Genomic DNA, 18,854 nt, shown 5'->3' with positions numbered 1-18,854 from the left:
CGTTGCCACCCCCACCCCCCACGCCTACTACCTTAATCTTTGCGGCATTGCTCGGCATGAAGTCCTCTGGACAATCCGCCGCTCTGGTCTGAGATCCGTTCCTCTCATACTCGGCATGAGAGCCTTCTCCCCTGTGGCGCTCATTCCAATGGGAAGGCGCAGACTGGGCTGAACCCAACCCTTGCCCAGGATTGGGAGGATGGATGTCTGACCAATTGGATGGCATGTCAGCTCTCACAATAACTTAAATTCTGGCAAATATCGAACATGCTAGCTGATTTAATATAAGGCAACTCTCTTCAGATGCCAACGCTGCAGACGTTTGTGAATCTTCCGGTTGGATACGCCTCTCCTAGAGAGTCCCATTGGCAGAGTCGTAGGTAGCCTTCTGTCTCGCACTTTGCTAGTGAATCCTCCCTTGCGCAGGGGCATTTCTCTCTGAACTTGTCTCAAAGCTCTTCGCTGGGTGGATAGGTGTTCTCGAATACTTAGACAAAGTTTGGATGGGTCAAGCTGCTGCCGAGATGGCCCGCGATAGCAGCCCTTCCGCCGGTCACCTGCACAAGATCCGCTGCCAGAGCCCCTTACCCAAGTGGGCCGGGAACCCAGATGCGGACGGAGTAAACTCGCGAAAGGGCTGTAACGACATTCGCGATTGCCCAAAATGAACATCGCGCCTTGCTTTTCAAGTATCCGGGAATACCGGCCTCCTGTAGTCAAAATGGGATGCTGCCGGGGCACCTTTTTGGAGAAATAAACCACTACCAGAATCTGTTGCAGAGCGCTGTCCCTTGCAAGGGAGAAAGAGCCCAAAGGGTGGTTTCGGTACAAGAGGCCGACCCCAATAAGGCGACGAGTCCCCTATCTGGCCAAAGGCTGATAGAGGGCCGCTTCTAGAACTGAGGCTTTGGCATTCTGTGGAGACCCGGGATCCAGGTTTGCGTTCAGACCAACTCCAGGTGGATCTCCGCTTTCAGCCGTTGGGGGAGGGAAATTTTGAATACATCCCCCTGATTCATTTCCTGGGCACCTTTCATGCTGGCCAGGGCTTCCACCACTTCCTCAGAGTTGGCGGTTAGCACCACAGCGGGGCGCTCGCAGGCAATGGGGAAATCGTGCCACGTGCCGAGGTGCAGCAGCAGCCCATGCCCGGCAGGGAATCGCAGGGCTTGTACTTTGTCGAGATCGGGAGCTTCTTGGGGATGGTTGGGAGGAGCCATCACCATGATGAACGGCTCTTGCCCCAGACCGACGAACAACTGGGTCATACGCATGTGGCGCTCTAGCCAGAGCACAGGTGGATAGCCGGGCAGGATCTTGGCGGTACGGATAACAGCTCTACCGGTGTACTGAAAGTCGATGTTTTGTCCTTCCAGGACACGCTCCTGATAAAAGGGGATCCCCAGGCCAGGATTGGTCACATCGTCCCCCAAAAGTTGGCCGAAGGGTTGCACATTTTCCGGGGTGGCATCCACAATCGGCACCCGGACAACGGTGGTGGCAGTTGCAGTCGTACTCATGGTTGGCATCCTCGCTCTTTCTTGGACTGGGGTCAATTGGATTGGAGTCAGACTTTTTATCTTATAGAGAGCGACAGGAAAGAAACGGTTTTCCCGGTAACGGTCTATGCGTCTCTAATTCTTACCTTGTCCTTCTTGAGGGCACGTACTAGGTCTCGAATTGAGTACCGAGGAGCGAGGAGTGAGAAGTGAGAAGAGAGGAGTGAGAGGAAGAAATCTCTCCTCTTTCCTCTCTACTCTTTGCTCTCTGCGGCTGGTTGGGGCCGCACTCAGCGGAGTCAGCTATGGGCTGCTGGGGGTGGATCCCCACTGGGGGCTGGGCTTGGGGACGGCGGTGCTGGGATCTATCGTATTCGCCCTGCGCTACCGCAAAACCCGAACGTTAATGCCTGCCGGCTTGATGTTCATCCTCAGCTTGGGAGCAGCTGTCCTTCTGGGACTTAGCTTTGGAGCGGCCTAGGCGACTTCTGGTTGCACCGGTGGGGTGAAGTTTGTTGAACATTCGATGTAGTCAATTTCGATGTAGTCAATTTTCAGCTCTCGGCCCGAGCGAATCTCCTCCATCGGTGATCCACAGTTGGGGCAAGCATAGCGCCGGCCTATCTCTGGCTTGTACTCTTGGCTACAGGGCTGGCAATAGGCAATGAGCGGCGTTTCCCGGATGACCAACTGGGATCCCTGTAGGAAAGTACCCTGGGTTTGTGCGGCATAGGCAAAAGTTAGGCTGGCCGGCTCTACACAGGTAAACTGTCCCACCACCAGGTGCACCCGAGCAATCTGAGGCTGTCCTGGCTGACTTTGCCACCAGTCGCGTAGTGTTTGGATCAAGGCGCGGGTCATGTCGGTCTCGTGCATCTCTCACCTCCAGTCGCCGACCATTTCTGGCGTCGCCTCCGGGTGGATGTAGGCGGGCTTTTCTCGGCGCGGCAGTTGCCCAGATACCACCAAATGCGCCAGCGTATCGCAAATGACTCGGGTGGCCATCAGGGCTGTGATATCGCTGATGTCGTAGGGGGGAGAGACTTCCACCACCTCTAGGCCGCAGATCGGCGCTTCCCGCACAATGCGCTTGAGCAAGTAGAGCGCTTCCCGCGGCAGCAGCCCACCGGGCTCCGGCCAGCCTGTACCCGGCACAAAGCCGGCATCGATGCAGTCGATATCGAAGCTGATGTACACACAATCGGTGCCGTCTAGGGCTTTTTCGAGGGCGAAATCGGCGGCTGCATCCAAGCCCATTTCGGTGATGTCGGTAACGGTGAGGATATTGGTGGCCCGCTCCCGGCACACCTTCACCCCTTGCCGTGGCACTTGCCAGCCACCAATGCCCAGTTGCACCAGGTTGTGGGCCGGTGCGTTGCGGATGTTGGTGGCATGAAACCAAGGACAGGTGTGCATGCGCTCATCCAAGTCGGTTTCTTGGGTGTCCACATGGCGGTCGAAGTGGATGATGCCCATCTTCTTGTCCCCCAAGTGGCGACAGATCCCCCGCACCGTGGGAAAGCCAATCGAATGATCCCCGCCCAGGATGACGGGAAAGGCGCCAGACCCGAAAATGTGAGCTACCCCTTTGGAGATTTGGTCGAAGGATTTTTCGTTGTTGGCCGGGATCGTAAAAATATCGCCGACATCGCAGAGGGTGATCTGCTCTCGCAGATCGACGCCAAACTCAAAGTTGTAGGGGGTGTACAGAGCGGAAATGCGCCGGATCCCCTGTGGGCCAAAGCGAGTGCCGGGCCGATAGGTGGTGCCGGAATCGTGGGGTACACCCACCACTGCCACATCGTACTCCCCAACTTTGCGCACATCCTCCAGGTAGGGAGCCTTGAGGAAGGTGTTGATGCCGGCATAATGGGGCAATTCGCCACGGGAAAAGGTGGGGATGGAGCGATCGCCGATGCTGGCTGCTGCCTCGAGGCCAAACTCTAAGCCTCGACTCACCTCTTGCTGCCAACCGGATAGGGAAAGCCTCGCTTCCTTGGCCAGAGCCGCTTGGGCTTCGGTAGAAAAGCCGTTATTTGCGTTCGATTCGGTGGTCATGGTTGGGATCCCCCGTTAGGTGGTGTATTCGGCGTTGATGCGCACGTAATCGTAGCTGAGATCGCAGCCCCAGGCCACGCCCTGGCCGGATCCCTGATGGAGATCCACGGTAAAGGTCACCGGATCCCCTTTCAAGTACTCAGAGGCCGCCTTGCGATCGAAAGCCAGGGGCATTCCCGCCTGCATGAGCAGAAAATCCCCCAGACGGATATCCAACCGGCGGCTGTCGAAGGGGATCCCGGCCCGTCCAGCGGCGGCTGCCACCCGTCCCCAGTTGGGATCGTTGCCAAAAGCTGCCGCCTTCACCAAGGGAGAGCTGGCGATCACACGGGCCATATGCCGGGCTGCCCCATCATCCACAGCCCCACACACCCGAATTTCCAGCAGCTTGGTAGCTCCTTCCCCATCGCGGGCAATGGCCTTAGCCAGATGAATGCAAACTTGGTTGACCATCTCCGCCAAAGTCTGGGCAGCTTCTGTGCCGGCTTGCAGGGTTGGGATCCCACTTTGGCCGTTGGCCAGGGCCAAGAGCATGTCGTTGGTGCTGGTATCCCCATCCACCGTGATTTGGTTAAAGCTGAGGTCGGCAGCTTGCTTGAGGATCTGCTGCCACAGGCGGGGATCCACAGCCGCGTCGCAGGTTAAAAAAGCCAGCATCGTGGCCAAGTTGGGGTGGATCATGCCGGATCCCTTGGCAATGCCCCCGACCCTGACGGTGTACCCGTCGATCTCAGCTTGCAGGGCAACACTTTTGGTCACCAAGTCGGTGGTGATGATGGCGCGGGCGGCGCTCTCCCCCCCCTCTGGAGAGAGGCTGTCGATAAGGCCAGGCAGGGCTGCTTGGATTTTCGGCATTTCCAGTTGTCGCCCGATGACCCCTGTGGAGGCCGTGAGCACCTGATGGGCCGGGATCCCCAACCGTTCTCCCACCCAGAGGGCCAGTTGGGCATTGTTGCGCTCCCCTTCTTCGCCGGTACAGGCATTGGCTTGCCCGGCATTGCAGAGAATGGCCCGCACCGGCTGCTGCTGGGAAAGGATCCCTTGGTTGTAGGTGACACAGGCTGCTTTGACCTGATTGGTGGTAAAAACGCCTGCCCCAACCGCATCGCACTCGGAAACGATCAAGGCCAGATCCGCAGCTCCTGAGGGCTTTAGACCAGCGGCCACTCCAGCAGCTCGAAACCCTTGCGGGGCAGTAACGGCGCCTTCAACCGGTCTAAATTGGGATCCCATGTGTTCCTTGGCCAGAGGGTGGTCGGCAACATCATACCGACTTGCTGCTCCGATTTGGGTCATCGCAAGCTTTCCGTGAGAAACTCTCTGGAAACCGGTTCTGAGGGCAAGAGTTGTAGTTATGCCTACCAAGCAGAGGCAGCAGAGAGGGTTATTTTGAAAGTGTGTGCTTCCTCTGCTCCGGGAATTGCCAGCCATGCCCACCCCTGTCATTACCCTCAACCATGTCAGCAAGGTCTATTCCAATGGCACGGTGGCTTTGCAGGACATGAATATGACCATCCAAGAAGGGCAGTTCGTTAGCTTGGTGGGGCCATCCGGCTGTGGGAAAAGCACAGTGCTACGGTTGGTGGCAGGTCTGGGGCATCTGACCACAGGCTCTATCGAATGGGGGCAAAGTTTTGAGAAGAACGCCCCCCAGGGGGAGCCCAAGTTGGCCTTTGTGTTTCAGGAGCCGGCTCTCATGCCTTGGGCAACGGTGATGGACAATGTGCGTCTGCCCTTGAAGTTGGCAGGTGAGCCCAAGCCAAAAGCCGATCGAGATGTCTTGGAAGCTCTACAACGGGTGGGCCTGCAGGGGTTTGAGCGCAGTTTTCCCCGCGAGCTATCGGGCGGCATGCGCATGCGGGTTTCCATTGCTCGCGCCCTGGTAACCAAGCCGCAGGTGTTGCTGATGGACGAGCCCTTCGGCGCTTTGGATGAAATCACCCGCAGCAAGTTGAACAGCGATCTGTTGGAGCTGTGGCAAGAAAAGCGCTGGACGGTGCTCTTCGTTACCCACAACATTTACGAGGCCGTCTACCTGTCCAACCGCGTGGTGGTGATGGCGGCTCGCCCAGGGCGGGTGATAGCCGATATTCCCATCGATGCGCCCTATCCCCGCTCGGAAGACTTTCGCACCTCTTCCCTTTACAACAACTACTGCCGTGAAGTGTCGGCCCGTCTGCACGAGGCCATGCACGGCTCAGCTCAGGATCCCCCCTATTTGCGCCCCCTCTCTGCTGGACGTTTGCGCTGATGGGATCCCTGGCTTAGCGGTGTTCTCTCTGTTGCGTAAGTCCCTTGATGCCCCAACCTCACGATATGTTCGACCTGTTTGTCCAGCTTCTCGAGCCATGGCGCCGTTGGCTGGGATCCCTTGTTGGCTTGGGGGAGAGCTGGCCTCTCCATTGGCCAGATTGGTCTCTGCCCAAGCTGACCGGCGCAGTTGGAGAAAAACTCGGATCCCAACCCACGGATGAGGCAGACATACCGAGTGCCGGCTCAGGGGTGCCTGCAAAGGGGTTGAATCTGGGCCGTTGGTTCAACCTGGAAGTGATTGCCCCCCTTATCGTCGGGATCCTCTTCTTGGTGGGCTGGGAAGTGGCGGTGCGGGTAACGGGAGTGCCCCACTACCTCTTGCCGGGGCCGATTTTGGTGGTGCAAACCCTCGTTCGCGACTGGGGAACGCTTTTTCCTTCCCTGTTGATCACCGTGCAAATTACGGTGGTGGCCTTTTTGGCTGCCACAGTGTCGGGGCTTTTGGTCTCGATTGTGTTCACCCAGAGCAAGTGGATTGAGCGCAGCTTTTTCCCCTATGCGGTGATTTTACAGACGATGCCCATTGTCTCCATCGCCCCGCTGATCATCATTTGGCTGCGCAACAACACCTTTGCCGCGATGGTGGTGTGCGCCTGGATTGTGGCTTTTTTCCCGATTCTTTCCAACACCACTCTGGGGCTGAACAGCGTCGATCACAACCTGCTCAACCTGTTCCAACTGTACAAGGCCAACCGCTGGCAAACGTTGATCTACTTGCGGCTGCCCAGTGCCATGCCCTACTTCATGGGGGGCCTGCGCATCAGCGGTGGCCTTTCTTTGATTGGGGCGGTGGTGGCGGAGTTTGTTGCCGGTACCGGTGGGCAACGGGCCGGGATTGCTTACCAGATTTTGATCTCCAGCTTCAACCTGCAGGTGCCCCGCATGTTTGCGGCCTTGATCTTGGTCACCGGCTTGGGGATCCTGATCTTTATTTCCTTAAGTGCTCTATCCGACAGGGTGTTGGGCAAGTGGCATGAGAGCGCTGTGCGCCGAGAGAATTGAAAAGTTGAGCTTGTTAGAAATCTATAGTCTTTCAGGTTAGGGCAAGACGCCTGGTTTACTGAGAAAAGCCTTTTGGCTTGGCATATTCACCGTTTTAGGTGTGGGTACAGTGTCTTAGAATAATCACGACATCTAAAAGCAGGTAGAAGACGTCTTCTGGAAAAGCAGAGGAACCGCGCTGCGCTTGCTGTCGGCGGCTATCTCAGATGCTATTTTTGGGTTGCTATCGGAGGGGGATGAACTCAGTGCGGCCAATGATTTGCTGGCCTTGATCCGAAAGAGCATAGTTGATGAAGTCGGCCACCACAGGGCTGGTTCTTTGAGGTGCCACCAAAAACACAGTCCGCGCCAAGGGGTAGCTGCCCCTCTGGATGGCCTCACGGGTGGGCATCTGGCCGTCGATGGGCACAATCCGCACCGTTTGCTGGTTTTGCACCTGATCGACAGTGCTGTAGGTGATGCCATCTTCTCCCAAAGCCCGCAGCAGCGGGGTGGTGACATCTTCTGTGGCGGTGGTGAAGTAGGGAGGGTTATCGGGAGCGAAGGGCAGCCCCAACAACACGAGTTCTTGGAAAACGCTGTAGGTGCCGCTCTGGGGGGCGCGATTGAGGACCCGAATCCGCCGATCCGGGCCGCCCACCTGGCTCCAATTGGTGATCCGACCCTGGAAGATATCGGCCAATTGCTGCAGCGTCAGTCCTCCTTTGTAGGGGTTGTTCACCCCCACCGCCACCGCCAGGGCATCTTTGGCCACCGGGATCGCCTGTAGACCCGCCTGCACTTCGCTGGCATTGAGGGGGCGGGAGCTAGCGGCCATCTGGATGCGACCTTCCATCAGGGCCTTCAGGCCGGCATTGGATCCATTGGGCTTGCCATCCGGGATCCCATAGGTGAGGGGAATGCCGGGGTTGCGCTGGGTGTAGCCTCCCTTCAGGGCCAAGACGATCCGGATCATCGTGACGCTGCCATCCACCTGGAGCACTGCTGGGTTGGGCAGAGAAGTATCCAGATTAACGGCGTTGGCAGGCGGGTTGGGTACCTGGGCCTGAGGGGGGTTGGGCGCTGTTGGGGCTTGGGGCCGGGCAGTTGGAATCTGGCTGGGGATGGGAGGTGTGTTCTCTCTATTCAGGAATGAGTCCAACAGGCCGGAACGATAGGCATACCAGCCGCCGCCTCCCAGTATCGCGAACAAAAGAATGTAAACGATTGGAGGTGGGCCGGAAGGTCGTGCAGTCATGGGATCCCCCCTAAAGAAAATTCACGATCCAGACTTTTGAGACTTCCCCCTCTGTTGTATCAGCTATCCGCGCAGATTGGGTGAGCAGCAGGTTAAGGTGCATCTATCCGCACATGGCCGCCTCTCGTCCCACCTCGCGCAGCTCAATTACGTCCGCACGGGGATCCGCCTGCACAACTTCCAACTCGATCCAAGCCCCCAGAGGAATCTGGCGTTCTAGGCGCACCGGCACCCGAAAGGCAATCTCATCCAGCATGGCCAACACCAAGTTTTCCTGCTCGCGCAGGTAGCCCAAGACCAGAGCCCGCCAAATTTGCCCCGGTCGCAGGCGCAGGTATTCGATGCTCCAATAGCGCTTGGATTTCCGCTCCACCTGGTTGGCCTCAGCGGTGCCCGGCTCAATCCCCAGCAGCAGCTGCTGCACATCCGCCTCCGTCAACGGCAAGGGATCCCCGCGCAGGAAAGCCTTGATCTGGTAATGGGCCACCAAATCCAGGTAGCGCCGAATCGGGGAGGTAACCTGACAGTAGGCCTCAAGCCCCAGCCCTGTATGTCGCCCCGGCTGGGTGGCTACTTCCGCCCGCGATAGACAGCGCATGATGGCAAAAGACCGAACTGGCCCCTGAGGGTACCTATCCAGCACTTCGGGAGGAGGTAAGTCGGGAGCCGGCTGCAGACGATAGGGCACCGGGATCCCATTTTGGCTGGCGAAGCGAGCCGCCACCTCGCCGGTGAGCACCATCATTTCCGCCACCATCTGCCGCGCAGGAGTATCCTCGATTACCCGGAGGTGGGGGATCTCGTCGATGACCTTGATATCTTGCTCCGGCAGGCCGATCTGAATGGCCCCCTGAGCCATGCGCCACCCATAACGCCACTGGGCTGCCCGGGCAATGGCTGTCAGTTGAGCCTCTGCCCCCAACTCCAACATTTCATCGGCATCTTCGTAGGTGAGGCGGTAGGTCACTTTGATCTGGCTGAGGCAAATCTTGGAATCGCGGATCTGGCCGTCGGATCCCAGTAGAATGCCAAAGCTAAGGGCAGGCCGCACCTCTCCCTGCACCAAGCTCATCGGGCCAGTGGACAACTCCGGCGGGAACATCGGGATCACCCGCTCCGGCAAATAGACACTGGTGCCACGCTTGCGGGCTTCCAAATCGAGGGGATCCCCCCACTGCACCCAACAACTGGGATCAGCGATGTGGATCCAGAGCTTCACCGCGTCATCCGACCAGAACTCGACGCTGAGGGCATCGTCAATGTCGCGGGTGCTGGCATCATCGATGGTGTAGGTGTGGAGGTGGGTGAGATCCTGCCGCAGGTGGGGATCCCAGAAAGAGGGAGGCTGGCTGAGCAGGGCTTGGGTGTATCGCTCCACCGCCTTCGGGAACTGGGTTGGGATCCCGGTGAGGCGCAGGGCCAGGTTCTCGTGGCGGCTCCACAGCCCCAGAGCCACCAAAGCCTCAAAGGCCCCCTGCGGAGTGTCAGGAAACCCCATCAGCTCCAGCAGTTGCGAGGCCCGTTCCCGATCCGACGGGTTGAGATTGGAAGAGAGATCCTCGTGGCTGCGAATGGCTGCCGCCGCTCCCTGTAAGGCCAGGCGTTCCAGCAACTCCAAACGGGCCCGTTCGGCAGGAGTCCAGGGATACCCTTGACCGGGATGAGCCAGAGCCTCCCGCAGGTGGGCCTCAAACTCTGCTTGTTCCTGCTGCCGTTGTTGGGCAACGGCCACTTGATGGAGGATCTCCTTCACCTGAGCCGGAGTGCGGGGTTCGTAGCTTTCCCCCTTTTGCTTGAAGTAGGTGCGATCCTCGCTCAAGAGGCGGTAGGCGGCATAGGTGGAGACCGGGGAATCATCAGAAAACAACAGCCGAGCCATTTCGGCCAAGCTCAGGGGCTGACGCTCCTCCTGCACCAGTTCCCAGGCCAACGCCAAACTTTCGGGATCCAACTTTGCTTGCACCGCCTGCCAAAAGCCGGGAATGTCGGAAGCCGTGAAGCTGGATCCCCCGTTCAAAGCAAAGGTAATCTGGCGAGGGTGAACACTGTGAACCTGCCCGGAAGGCACCCCCAGCAGTAGGTTCTTCTTGCCCTCGGTGCCCTGAACCACTGCCAACACACGGTCGTTATTGTAACGAAACTCCACCAGTGTGCCCTTTTCCACCCGTTCTCCCCATGTCGGCTGTCGTCAGATTGCAGGCTTTCTTCCATTCTCCATCAGCTCTGCCCGCCTGCCTACCTGGAAACCCCGGCCAGAAGACATACGGACACTATGAACAGGTAGCAGATGTCAGATACATGGGTACTTAAGCATATAGATATATGACATATAGACATATGAGATACGGGTTCTCAGGTAGATTACGGCTATGTATTGGGTACTGCGAGTCTCAAGCAGAGGCCAGCTCTGCCAAGTTCCTGGGATGAGGTTACCAACTGGAGTCCCTAAATTGCGTAGAGATACTGTTGCCAGCATTTCGCAAGTGGATACTTCCACTTCTTCCATGTGTGATATCCTAGGGGTAAGGCACAGTTACCATAGGCTGCTCCCCAATTGAGCAAGCAAAAGGGTGGTACTCAAGAGTCGTTTCCCTACAGTGAAAGTCACGGAAACAGGAGATTCCGTATTTCTTCACCTAAAACTTTTTAGCTTAGCGCTCAAAAGGTAAACCGTGGACAACCCAAAGCGACTGTTGCTCATCGATGACGATCCGAACTTAATCCTGCTGGCCAAGGACTACCTAGAGTTTCGCGGTTATGAGGTGGTGGCGGCGAGCAACGGTCTGGAGGGGTTGGAAGCGATGCGCCATTTCACACCAGACCTGATCATCTGCGATGTGATGATGCCGGAGATGGATGGCTACACCTTTGTGGAAACCATTCGCTCCAACAGTGCTACAGACTGGATACCTGTGATTTTTCTGTCGGCGCGTGGGCAGACAGCGGATCGGGTGCGCGGCCTGACCACAGGGGCAGATGTTTACATGGTCAAGCCCTTTGAGCCGGAAGAATTGGTGGCGCAGGTGGAGTCTTCTCTCAAACATACCGAGCGCCTGTTACAAGTGCAGAATGTGGGCATTCAGCCGGTCATAAAACTGGATCGGGAAATTGAACTTACGCCAACAGAAACCAAGGTGATCCAGTACGTGGCCAGGGGCCTGTCCAACCGCGAGATTGCCGAAACTCTTGGGGTGAGCCAGCGCACCATCGAAAGCCACGTCAGCAACATGCTGGGCAAAACCGGCCTGCACAACCGCACAGAACTGGCCCGCTGGGCGATAGAAAGTGGTCTGGGCAAAAAACCGTTGTAATTCCCGCCACCCCTTTCAACGGCTGGAGAACTCTATCTCCTCGGCGCGATTGGAGATAGGGTAGTGATCGCACTTGAAGGGCAAGGTAACTGGGGTGGGCAAGTCTTTTCAAAAATTGGCAGGAGAGGATCCCTTGTCGGGTCGGCTACCCCCTGGGCAGCATTTGGCGCGGGGCTTTCCGGTGCTCACCTACGGCGATACGCCGGTGATCCGGCCAGAAGAATGGCGGCTGCGCATTTGGGGATCCGTGGAAAAAGAAGTAGTGCTCACCTGGGAGGATCTGCTGGCCTTGCCCCAACATACGTTCACCGCCGATTTTCATTGTGTTACCCGCTGGTCAAAGTTGGATGTGACTTGGACAGGGGTGCGGATCCCGGACGTGTTGCAGGCAGTATCCATCGCTCCTGAGGCCAAGGCGGTGATGCAACGCTGTTATGGTGGCTACACCACCAACCTGACTCTGGAGGAGTTCATCCGCCCCGAAAACTACCTGGTTCACACCCTGGAAGGCCAGCCGCTCCCGGTAGATCACGGTGGGCCGGTGCGCACTTTGATCCCTCACCTGTACGCCTGGAAAAGTGCCAAGTGGATCGGCGGCCTGGAGTTTCTCCCCCAAGATCAGCCGGGCTTTTGGGAGCGCAACGGCTACCACATGCGCGGTGAACCCTGGGCAGAAGAACGCTACAGCGATTCATAGAGGCTCTGGGATTTTGCCCTCCTTGGCCAGGGATCCCTCGAAGTTCTTTGCCGCTATCTGCCGTTTTGGCCGCAAACTGAAGAGAGCACCTTGGTTGCCGTTGCTGCGAACGCCTGAGGTGCCTGTGTCTTTAGATCTCAAAGAAAGCTTAAATAGCAAAGCTCATAAAGATCCATTGGACTCCATTCCGCTTACGCAAACACTAGAAATCATGGGATCCCGTTCACCGCGTCCAGCCCGGCCCATCCGTTCCGGCCGCTATCCGGCCAAAGAGCTGTGCAGCCAGTGCGGCCTCTGCGATACCCGCTACGTGGCCCACGTCAGAGAAGCCTGTGCCTTCTTGAACCAGCAACTGACCCAGTTGGAAGAACAGACCCACGGGCGATCCCGGGAATCGCTGCGCTCAGGATCCCTTGCCGTCACTGATACCGATTACTTTGGTGTCTACGAGGCGATGTACACAGCCCGCAAGCGGGATCCGATCCCGGGGGCCCAGTGGACGGGCATTGTCAGCAGCATTGGCATGAAGGCCCTCACCACTGGCTTGGTGGAAGGGGTGGTGTGCGTGCAGGCGGATGAGCGGGATCGCTTTCAGCCACGGCCCATCCTGGCCCGTACCCCCGAAGCGGTCTGGGCGGCGCGAGTTAACAAGCCAACTCTTTCTCCCAACTTGTCTGTGTTGGAGCAGGTGGAGCAAAGCGGCCTCAAGCGCCTATTGGTGATCGGGGTGGGCTGCCAAATCCAAGCTTTGCGGGCTGTGGAAAAAAAACTGGGCCTAGAGAAGCTGTATGTGTTGGGCACGCCTTGTGTGGACAATGTCAGTCGCGCCGGGCTGCAAAAGTTTCTAGAAACCACCAGCCGCTCCCCACAGACGGTGGTGCACTACGAGTTTATGCAAGACTTCCACATCCACTTCAAACACGAAGATGGCTCGGTGGAAAAGGTGCCCTTCTTCGGCCTCAAGACCAAAGAACTCAAGGACGTGTTTGCCCCCTCCTGCCTCAGTTGTTTTGACTATGTGAATGCTCTGGCAGATCTGGTGGTGGGCTACATGGGATCCCCCTTGGGCTGGCAGTGGCTGCTGGTGCGCAATCAGCGGGGGCAAGAGCTGTTGGACTTAGTCTGGGAGGAGCTGGAAACCCAACCGGTGATCTCCCAGGGATCCCGGAGGGCGGCAGTGCAGCAGGGGATCCCAGCCTACGATCAAGCCCTGACCCTACCGATGTGGTTGGCCCAGATCATGGGGGCGGTGATCGAGCGGTTTGGGCCACGCGGTTTGGAATATGCCCGTTTTTCCATCGATTCCCACTTCACCCGTAACTACCTCTATGTGCTCCGCCACTATCCGCACAAGCTAGAGCAGCACGTGCCCCCCTTTGCCCGGCGGATTGTGGAGCAGTACCAACTCCCGCAAGACTGAGGCTCAGCAGTAGCGGATCCCGGCTTCCGCCCAGCGATCGATGGCCTGCCCCATGCGCTCGCAATCGGCAATCAAGCTAATCCGCACGTAGCCTTCTCCCCCTTCTCCAAAGGCGCTGCCGGGAGTCACCACCACCCCGGTGGACTCTAAAACCCGTAGGGCAAACTCTGTTGATCCCTCGGGGGTGCCATCAGCAGTGCGAGGGGTAGGGATCCAGAGATACATCGTCGCCCGTGGCGGCTCGATCCGCCAGCCCAACTCCGCTAGGCGGCCGATCAGATAGTCGCGCCGGCGGCGGTAGCGCTCTTGTACCTGCTCCAGGTAGCTATCCGGCAGGCGCAGGGCAGTTTCGGCGGCCTTTTGGATGGCGGCAAAAATGCCGTAGTCGAGATTGGTTTTCAGGGTGCGCAAGCTCTGGATGATCTGGCGATTGCCCACCACAAATCCCACCCGCCAGCCGGCCATGTTGTAGGTTTTGGAGAGGGTGTGGAACTCCACTGCCAAGTCCTTGGCCCCTGGGATCTGCAGCAGGCTGGTGGGCCGGTAGCCGTCAAAAGCCAGCTCGGCATAGCACAGGTCGTGCACTAGGATGAGATCGTAGCGGCGGGCAAACTCCACCACCTCCTCAAAAAAAGAGCGGGGCGCAACTGCCGCCGTCGGGTTGTTGGGGTAGTTAAAGTAGAGCACCCGCGCTTGCTGGGCCACTTCCGGCGGTATTTCTTGCAGATCGATCAACCACCCCTTCTGCGGGCGCAGCATCATCGGGTAGATCTGCCCGCCGGCAATCATGGGGCCGCGAAAATGGGCTGGATAGGCAGGGCTGGGCACCAACACCAGATCTCCGGGATCCACATAGGCCAGAGCCAGGTGGGTCAGCCCCTCTTTGGATCCCAGCAAAGGCAGCGCCTCCCCATTGGGATCCAGCTCCACCCCGTAGCGACGCCAGTACCAATCCGTGATTGCCTGGCGGAAGCTGGCTGTGCCCTCAAAGGGCGGGTAGCCGTGGTGGGCGGGATCCGCAATGGCCGCCTGCGCCGCCTCCACCACCGGCTGTGGGGTGGGGCCATCGGGATTGCCCATGCCCAGATCGATCAAATCCAACCCCTGCTGGCGGGCGCGGGCCTTCAGCTCATCCAAGCGGGCGAAGACATAGGCGGGCAGCTTGTTCAGCCGCTGGGCGGGAACGAGAGCGCGGTTCATGGCAAGAATGGGGAAGGGGCACAGCCGGTGCCTGATGGGAGGATAGGTACCTAACTTACCGCCAGACCTGTATCCAAAGCAATGATCGAGATTGGCGGCTTTGGGCATCCGGGATCCCGAACAGCTAGGATAGATATCCCAAGTTATCGACGAGCCAACAGTGCCCCTACCTCTTGTGGCCATTGTGGGCCGCCCCAACGTGGGCAAATCCACCCTCGTCAACCGCATGGCGGGGGTGCGTTCGGCCATTGTGCATGATGAGCCTGGGGTGACCCGGGATCGTCTGTACCAGGAGGTGGAATGGAACGGGCGCCGCTTGCGGGTGGTGGATACCGGCGGCCTGGTTTTTGGCGACGACAGCGAATTTCTGCCCCACATTCGCCAGCAAGCAATGGCAGCCATGGCCGAGGCCCAAGCCGTGATCTTCGTGGTGGATGGCCGAGAGGGACTGACACCCGCCGATGCAGAAGTGGCCGATTGGCTTCGCAAACAACCCCTGCCGGTGGTGGTGGCCGTAAACAAGTGCGAGTCGGGGCAGATGGGCCTGGCTCAGGCAGCAGCCTTTTGGGAGCTGGGGCTGGGGGATCCGATCCCCTGTTCCGGCATCCATGGCAATGGGGTAGCCGAGCTGTTGGAGGCGGTGCTGGCTCACTTGCCCGAAGTGACCGCAGAAGCCGCAGGCGAGCCGGATCCCATCGCCGTCTCGATTGTGGGACGGCCCAACGTCGGCAAATCCAGCCTGCTCAACCGCCTGGTAGGATCCGAGCGGGCCATCGTCAGCCCCATTTCCGGCACCACCCGCGATGCCATCGACACCGTGGTCACCTGGGAAGGGCAGCCCTATCGCCTCATCGATACCGCCGGCATCCGCAAAAAAAACCGCGTGCAGTACGGCATTGAGTTCTTCAGCATCAACCGGGCCTTCAAGGCCATCCAGCGCTCGGATGCAGTGCTGCTGGTGATCGATGCTTTGGAGGGGGTTACCGAACAGGATCAGAGGCTGGCCGGGCGCATCGAAGAAGAGGGCCGCGCCTGTGTCATCGTGGTCAACAAGTGGGATGCGGTAGAAAACAAAGACACCTATACTATCAACGACTTTACCCGCGAAATTCGCGACAGGCTTTACTTTATCGAATGGGCGCCGCTCCTGTTTGTCAGCGCCCTCACCGGGCAACGCACCCACAAAATCTTTGAGCAGGTAAATACCGTGGTGGCCGCCCACCGCAAACGGGTTCCCACCGCTGTGGTCAACGAAGTGCTCCAGGATGCTCTTGCCTGGCAATCGCCCCCCACCAACCGCCAGGGCAAGCAGGGCAGAATTTACTACGGCACCCAGGTGGCGGATCGGCCCCCCACCTTTGTTCTGTTTGTCAACGATCCCGATTTGTTTAAGGATAACTACCGCCGCTTCCTGGAAAAGCACTTCCGGCAAAACCTGGACTTTACCGGTACCCCCATTCGCTTTCTCTGGCGCGGCAAATCCGAGCGCTTGGTTGGGCGGGCGGTGCGAAAATTGGAGGGATCCCTGACCTCTCGTTAGGTCCTCTGGTCTACTGAAAGCCTATGGCTGTGGATCCCAACGTCAAAACCCTGGTTGACAACCGTCGCGCCCGCTTCGAGTACGACATCTTGGAGACCTATGAGGCCGGGATCCAACTGACCGGCACAGAGGTGAAATCGATACGAGCGGGCAAAGCCAACCTGCAAGACGCTTTTGCCCTCTTTCGGGATGGGGAAGCATGGCTGCACAATCTGCACATCTCCCCCCATGACACCGCCAGCAAAGTGTTTAACCACGACCCTACCCGCCGCCGCAAGTTGCTGCTGCACCGCCGCGAGATCGACCGCCTACGGGGCTTGGTGGAACAAAAGGGCCTGACCGTGGTTCCCCTCAAGCTGGTGCTCAACCGCGGCTGGATCAAAGCCCATCTGGGCGTGGCCCGCGGCAAAAAGCTCCACGACAAGCGGCAGGCAATCAAAGAGCGGCAAACCCAGCGGGAGATTCAGCGGGAACTGAAGGAACGATAAATTTCTCCCTGAGCCCCTGCTGGCTTCCACGTCGTTTGCCAAGCGCCTTTTTGTATTCTCAGATACAGCGATCTGCAGCGGGATCCCGATGATGGATGTAGTCTTCCGGCTTTGGATCCCTGTTCTGTTGGAGCTGCCTGTGAACTGGAATCTTACCCGCGCTTTTTCTCCCTTGAAAGGCTTGGCTGTTGGCCTATCGGTCGCCGCTTTACTGGGATCCACCCCCACAACAGCGCAAGAGACCTTCAAAGTGGGCATGGTGCTGGTGGGGCCGATGCAGGATGGCGGCTGGAGCCAGGCCCATGTGGAGGGCAGCGAATATGTCAAGGCCAAGTTGCCCGGCCTCCAGTTTGACTACCTGGACAAGGTGAACCCAGCGGATCGGCCCAATGTGCGCGCCTCTCAGGTGGCGGATGACATGATCGCCCGAGGGGCCAAGGTTATCATCTTTACTTCTGATGACCACAAAGACGATGCGATTGAAACGGCCCGCAAGCATCCCGAGATTGCGGTTATCCATGCTTCTGGGGACATGGCCTGGAAGGAGGGGAAAAATTACATCGATCTGCCCAACTTGGCCAACATCATGCCCCAGATGGAAGCGATGCGCATGGTGGCTGGCTGTGCTGCAGCCCTGGGCTCCGAAACCGGCAAAATTGGCCTATTGGGGCCTCTGATCAACGATGAAACCCGCCGTTACGCTGCTGCTGCTTACTTGGGGGCCAAATACTGCTGGGAAACTTACCGAGATCGTCCTGAAGAGTTGCAGTTCCGGGTGACCTGGATTGGCTTCTGGTTCAACATTCCAGGGGTTACTTTGGATCCAAGCAAGGTTGCCGATGACTTTTACAACAGCGGCTTTGATGTGGTGATGTCGGGGTTGGATACACCGGAGGCGGCGGTACAAGGCAAGCGGGCTGCTGAGGCCGGAAAGCGAGTGCGCTACACCCACTACGGCCTGGCCAGCGGTTGTAACTTTGCGCCCGAAATTTGCCTGGGGGTTTCTTACTACAACTGGGGGCCAGGATACAAGCAATTGATCGAGGCAGCTCGCGCGGGCACCTTCGAGAGCCAATTCCTGCGTCCGCCCATCGACTGGTCGGATATCAACAACCCGGACACGTCTTCGGCGGGGTTCATCATGGGAGAAGCCCTGGAGCCAGAAGATAGGGCTAAGTTGGAGGAGTTCATCGCCGGCTTGGGGAATGGCAGCATTCAGCTCTTCAAGGGGCCACTCAACTTCCAAGATGGCACGCCCTTCTTGGCTGAGGGGGAAGTGGCCAGCGAGGTCGAGATTTGGTATCTGGGCCAGTTGCTAGAGGGCATGGAGGGAGCCAGCAACTAGCGGAAGGCGTTCTAGGCTCCGGGGAGGGGGAAGAAGCGGTCGGTGGCTTTCACCCGCTGACACCAGGCTCGGATCTGGGGAAAGGGCTTGAGGTCAAACCCGCCCTGCTCCGCCACATGGGTGTAGGTGAAAAGGGCGAGATCGGCGATGGTGTAGCGGTTGCCCACAAAAAATGCTTTCCCCTGCAGGTGGCCTTCCATGATCTCCAAGGCCTCTGTTCCAGATTTCAAGTTCTGGGCGATCACGTCAGCATGGGCCTCTGCTTGGCCGGCCCGCACCCAGAAGCGAGTGGTGGCGATGTAGCGGGCAATGCGGGTTTGTTCAAAAAGCAACCACTTCAAAATCTCGGCCCGTTCCAACTTGTTTTGGCCGTAGAGGGGGGTGTCTTCTGCCAGGTAGACCAAGATCGCGGCGGACTCGGCCAAGACCGTTCCATCTTCCAGTTCCAAAGCCGGGATCTGGCCCAGGGGGTTTTTGGCCAGGTACTCGGGGCGGCGGTTTTCTCCGGCCCTGGAGTTGACTTCAACCGTCTCATAGGGGATCCCCAATTGCTTGAGGAGCAATTCCACTTTGTAGCAATTTCCGGAGGTTGGGATCCCGTACAGTCGCAACATTGTGGTTAACCTCAGCCCAAAGCACCTTACAAAGAACTTCGTCCTAACAACGCCAACGGCAACCCAATCAACAAAAACCCTCTGTCCCTAACACTTTTTTAGCTAAACCGCCGAGAAGCCCCGCCCTCTG

Annotated in this window: 17 protein-coding genes; 9 read left to right on the top strand and 8 right to left on the bottom strand. The window is 58.3% G+C overall.

Translation table 11 applies throughout. From position 1 onward, the window contains the following. Nucleotides 1-944: 944 nt before the first annotated feature. Nucleotides 945-1,520, bottom strand: a complete 576-nt coding sequence (locus tag NW856_RS02695; protein ID WP_414356334.1) for an ureidoglycolate lyase — start codon at nucleotides 1,518-1,520, stop codon at nucleotides 945-947. 202 nt (nucleotides 1,521-1,722) lie between these two features. Between NW856_RS02695 and NW856_RS02690 the strand changes: the two genes are divergently transcribed. Then, complete coding sequence (locus tag NW856_RS02690; RefSeq protein ID WP_414398963.1) at nucleotides 1,723-1,980, top strand: TMEM14 family protein; 258 nt, start codon at nucleotides 1,723-1,725, stop codon at nucleotides 1,978-1,980. Here NW856_RS02690 and hypA read toward each other — a convergent pair. From hypA to argJ, 3 genes are read right to left on the bottom strand one after another with little or no spacing between them, the layout of a single operon-like run. Next, nucleotides 1,977-2,375, bottom strand: coding sequence for a hydrogenase maturation nickel metallochaperone HypA (hypA, locus tag NW856_RS02685; RefSeq protein WP_414398962.1), 399 nt, complete (start codon nucleotides 2,373-2,375; stop codon nucleotides 1,977-1,979). The genes NW856_RS02690 and hypA overlap by 4 nt on opposite strands. 3 nt (nucleotides 2,376-2,378) lie before the next feature. Next, complete coding sequence (speB, locus tag NW856_RS02680; RefSeq protein WP_414398960.1) at nucleotides 2,379-3,557, bottom strand: agmatinase; 1,179 nt, start codon at nucleotides 3,555-3,557, stop codon at nucleotides 2,379-2,381. Between the two features lie 15 nt (nucleotides 3,558-3,572). After that, complete coding sequence (gene argJ, locus NW856_RS02675; protein WP_414398964.1) at nucleotides 3,573-4,790, bottom strand: bifunctional glutamate N-acetyltransferase/amino-acid acetyltransferase ArgJ; 1,218 nt, start codon at nucleotides 4,788-4,790, stop codon at nucleotides 3,573-3,575. 196 nt (nucleotides 4,791-4,986) lie between these two features. Between argJ and NW856_RS02670 the strand changes: the two genes are divergently transcribed. Both NW856_RS02670 and NW856_RS02665 read left to right on the top strand, forming a co-directional pair. Further along, nucleotides 4,987-5,808, top strand: coding sequence for an ABC transporter ATP-binding protein (locus NW856_RS02670; protein WP_414329054.1), 822 nt, complete (start codon nucleotides 4,987-4,989; stop codon nucleotides 5,806-5,808). Nucleotides 5,809-5,855: 47 nt separating this feature from the next. After that, nucleotides 5,856-6,872, top strand: a complete 1,017-nt coding sequence (locus NW856_RS02665) for an ABC transporter permease (RefSeq protein ID WP_414398959.1) — start codon at nucleotides 5,856-5,858, stop codon at nucleotides 6,870-6,872. Nucleotides 6,873-7,095: 223 nt separating this feature from the next. Here the strand turns inward: NW856_RS02665 and NW856_RS02660 are convergent, their stop codons facing one another. After that, on the bottom strand, nucleotides 7,096-8,109 hold the full coding sequence (locus NW856_RS02660) for a phosphate ABC transporter substrate-binding protein (RefSeq protein WP_414398958.1): 1,014 nt from the start codon (nucleotides 8,107-8,109) through the stop codon (nucleotides 7,096-7,098). A 103-nt stretch (nucleotides 8,110-8,212) separates the two neighbouring features. After that, on the bottom strand, nucleotides 8,213-10,273 hold the full coding sequence (locus NW856_RS02655; protein WP_414398957.1) for a ribonuclease catalytic domain-containing protein: 2,061 nt from the start codon (nucleotides 10,271-10,273) through the stop codon (nucleotides 8,213-8,215). A gap of 508 nt (nucleotides 10,274-10,781) precedes the next feature. On the opposite strand from NW856_RS02655, the gene NW856_RS02650 reads away from it, so the two are divergent. The 3 genes from NW856_RS02650 to NW856_RS02640 all read left to right on the top strand — a co-directional run bounded on the left by NW856_RS02650 (nucleotide 10,782) and on the right by NW856_RS02640 (nucleotide 13,537). Further along, a complete protein-coding gene (locus NW856_RS02650; protein WP_414398956.1) occupies nucleotides 10,782-11,420 on the top strand; it encodes a response regulator transcription factor in 639 nt (212 codons plus the stop codon). A 94-nt stretch (nucleotides 11,421-11,514) separates the two neighbouring features. Beyond that, entirely contained in the window at nucleotides 11,515-12,117 is a 603-nt protein-coding gene (locus tag NW856_RS02645) for a sulfite oxidase-like oxidoreductase (RefSeq protein WP_414398955.1), read from the top strand. Between the two features lie 211 nt (nucleotides 12,118-12,328). Further along, a complete protein-coding gene (locus NW856_RS02640; protein ID WP_414398953.1) occupies nucleotides 12,329-13,537 on the top strand; it encodes a Coenzyme F420 hydrogenase/dehydrogenase, beta subunit C-terminal domain in 1,209 nt (402 codons plus the stop codon). Between the two features lie 3 nt (nucleotides 13,538-13,540). On the opposite strand, the gene NW856_RS02635 is transcribed toward NW856_RS02640, so the two are convergent. After that, the gene (locus tag NW856_RS02635; protein WP_414398951.1) at nucleotides 13,541-14,737 is read right to left on the bottom strand and encodes an aspartate aminotransferase; all 1,197 of its coding nucleotides are present in this window, start codon (nucleotides 14,735-14,737) and stop codon (nucleotides 13,541-13,543) included. Between the two features lie 160 nt (nucleotides 14,738-14,897). Here NW856_RS02635 and der point away from each other — a divergent pair, with 160 nt between their 5' ends. The 3 genes from der (at nucleotide 14,898) to NW856_RS02620 (ending at nucleotide 18,110) form a co-directional block, all read left to right on the top strand. After that, nucleotides 14,898-16,277: a ribosome biogenesis GTPase Der gene (der, locus tag NW856_RS02630; protein WP_414398950.1), complete on the top strand. Its 1,380-nt coding sequence runs from the start codon at nucleotides 14,898-14,900 to the stop codon at nucleotides 16,275-16,277. A 23-nt stretch (nucleotides 16,278-16,300) separates the two neighbouring features. After that, the gene (smpB, locus tag NW856_RS02625) at nucleotides 16,301-16,765 is read left to right on the top strand and encodes an SsrA-binding protein SmpB (protein ID WP_011432891.1); all 465 of its coding nucleotides are present in this window, start codon (nucleotides 16,301-16,303) and stop codon (nucleotides 16,763-16,765) included. A gap of 88 nt (nucleotides 16,766-16,853) precedes the next feature. Further along, nucleotides 16,854-18,110: a BMP family lipoprotein gene (locus tag NW856_RS02620; RefSeq protein WP_414398948.1), complete on the top strand. Its 1,257-nt coding sequence runs from the start codon at nucleotides 16,854-16,856 to the stop codon at nucleotides 18,108-18,110. Between the two features lie 11 nt (nucleotides 18,111-18,121). Here NW856_RS02620 and NW856_RS02615 read toward each other — a convergent pair whose 3' ends face one another. Beyond that, nucleotides 18,122-18,724, bottom strand: a complete 603-nt coding sequence (locus NW856_RS02615; RefSeq protein ID WP_011432893.1) for a glutathione S-transferase family protein — start codon at nucleotides 18,722-18,724, stop codon at nucleotides 18,122-18,124. Nucleotides 18,725-18,854: the final 130 nt, after the last annotated feature.

Source organism: Synechococcus sp. R3-13 (assembly GCF_047462195.1).
GTDB lineage: Bacteria > Cyanobacteriota > Cyanobacteriia > Thermostichales > Thermostichaceae > Thermostichus.
The sequence above is the reverse complement of the archived record's forward strand: the minus strand, read 5'-3'. Positions and strand labels throughout refer to the sequence as shown.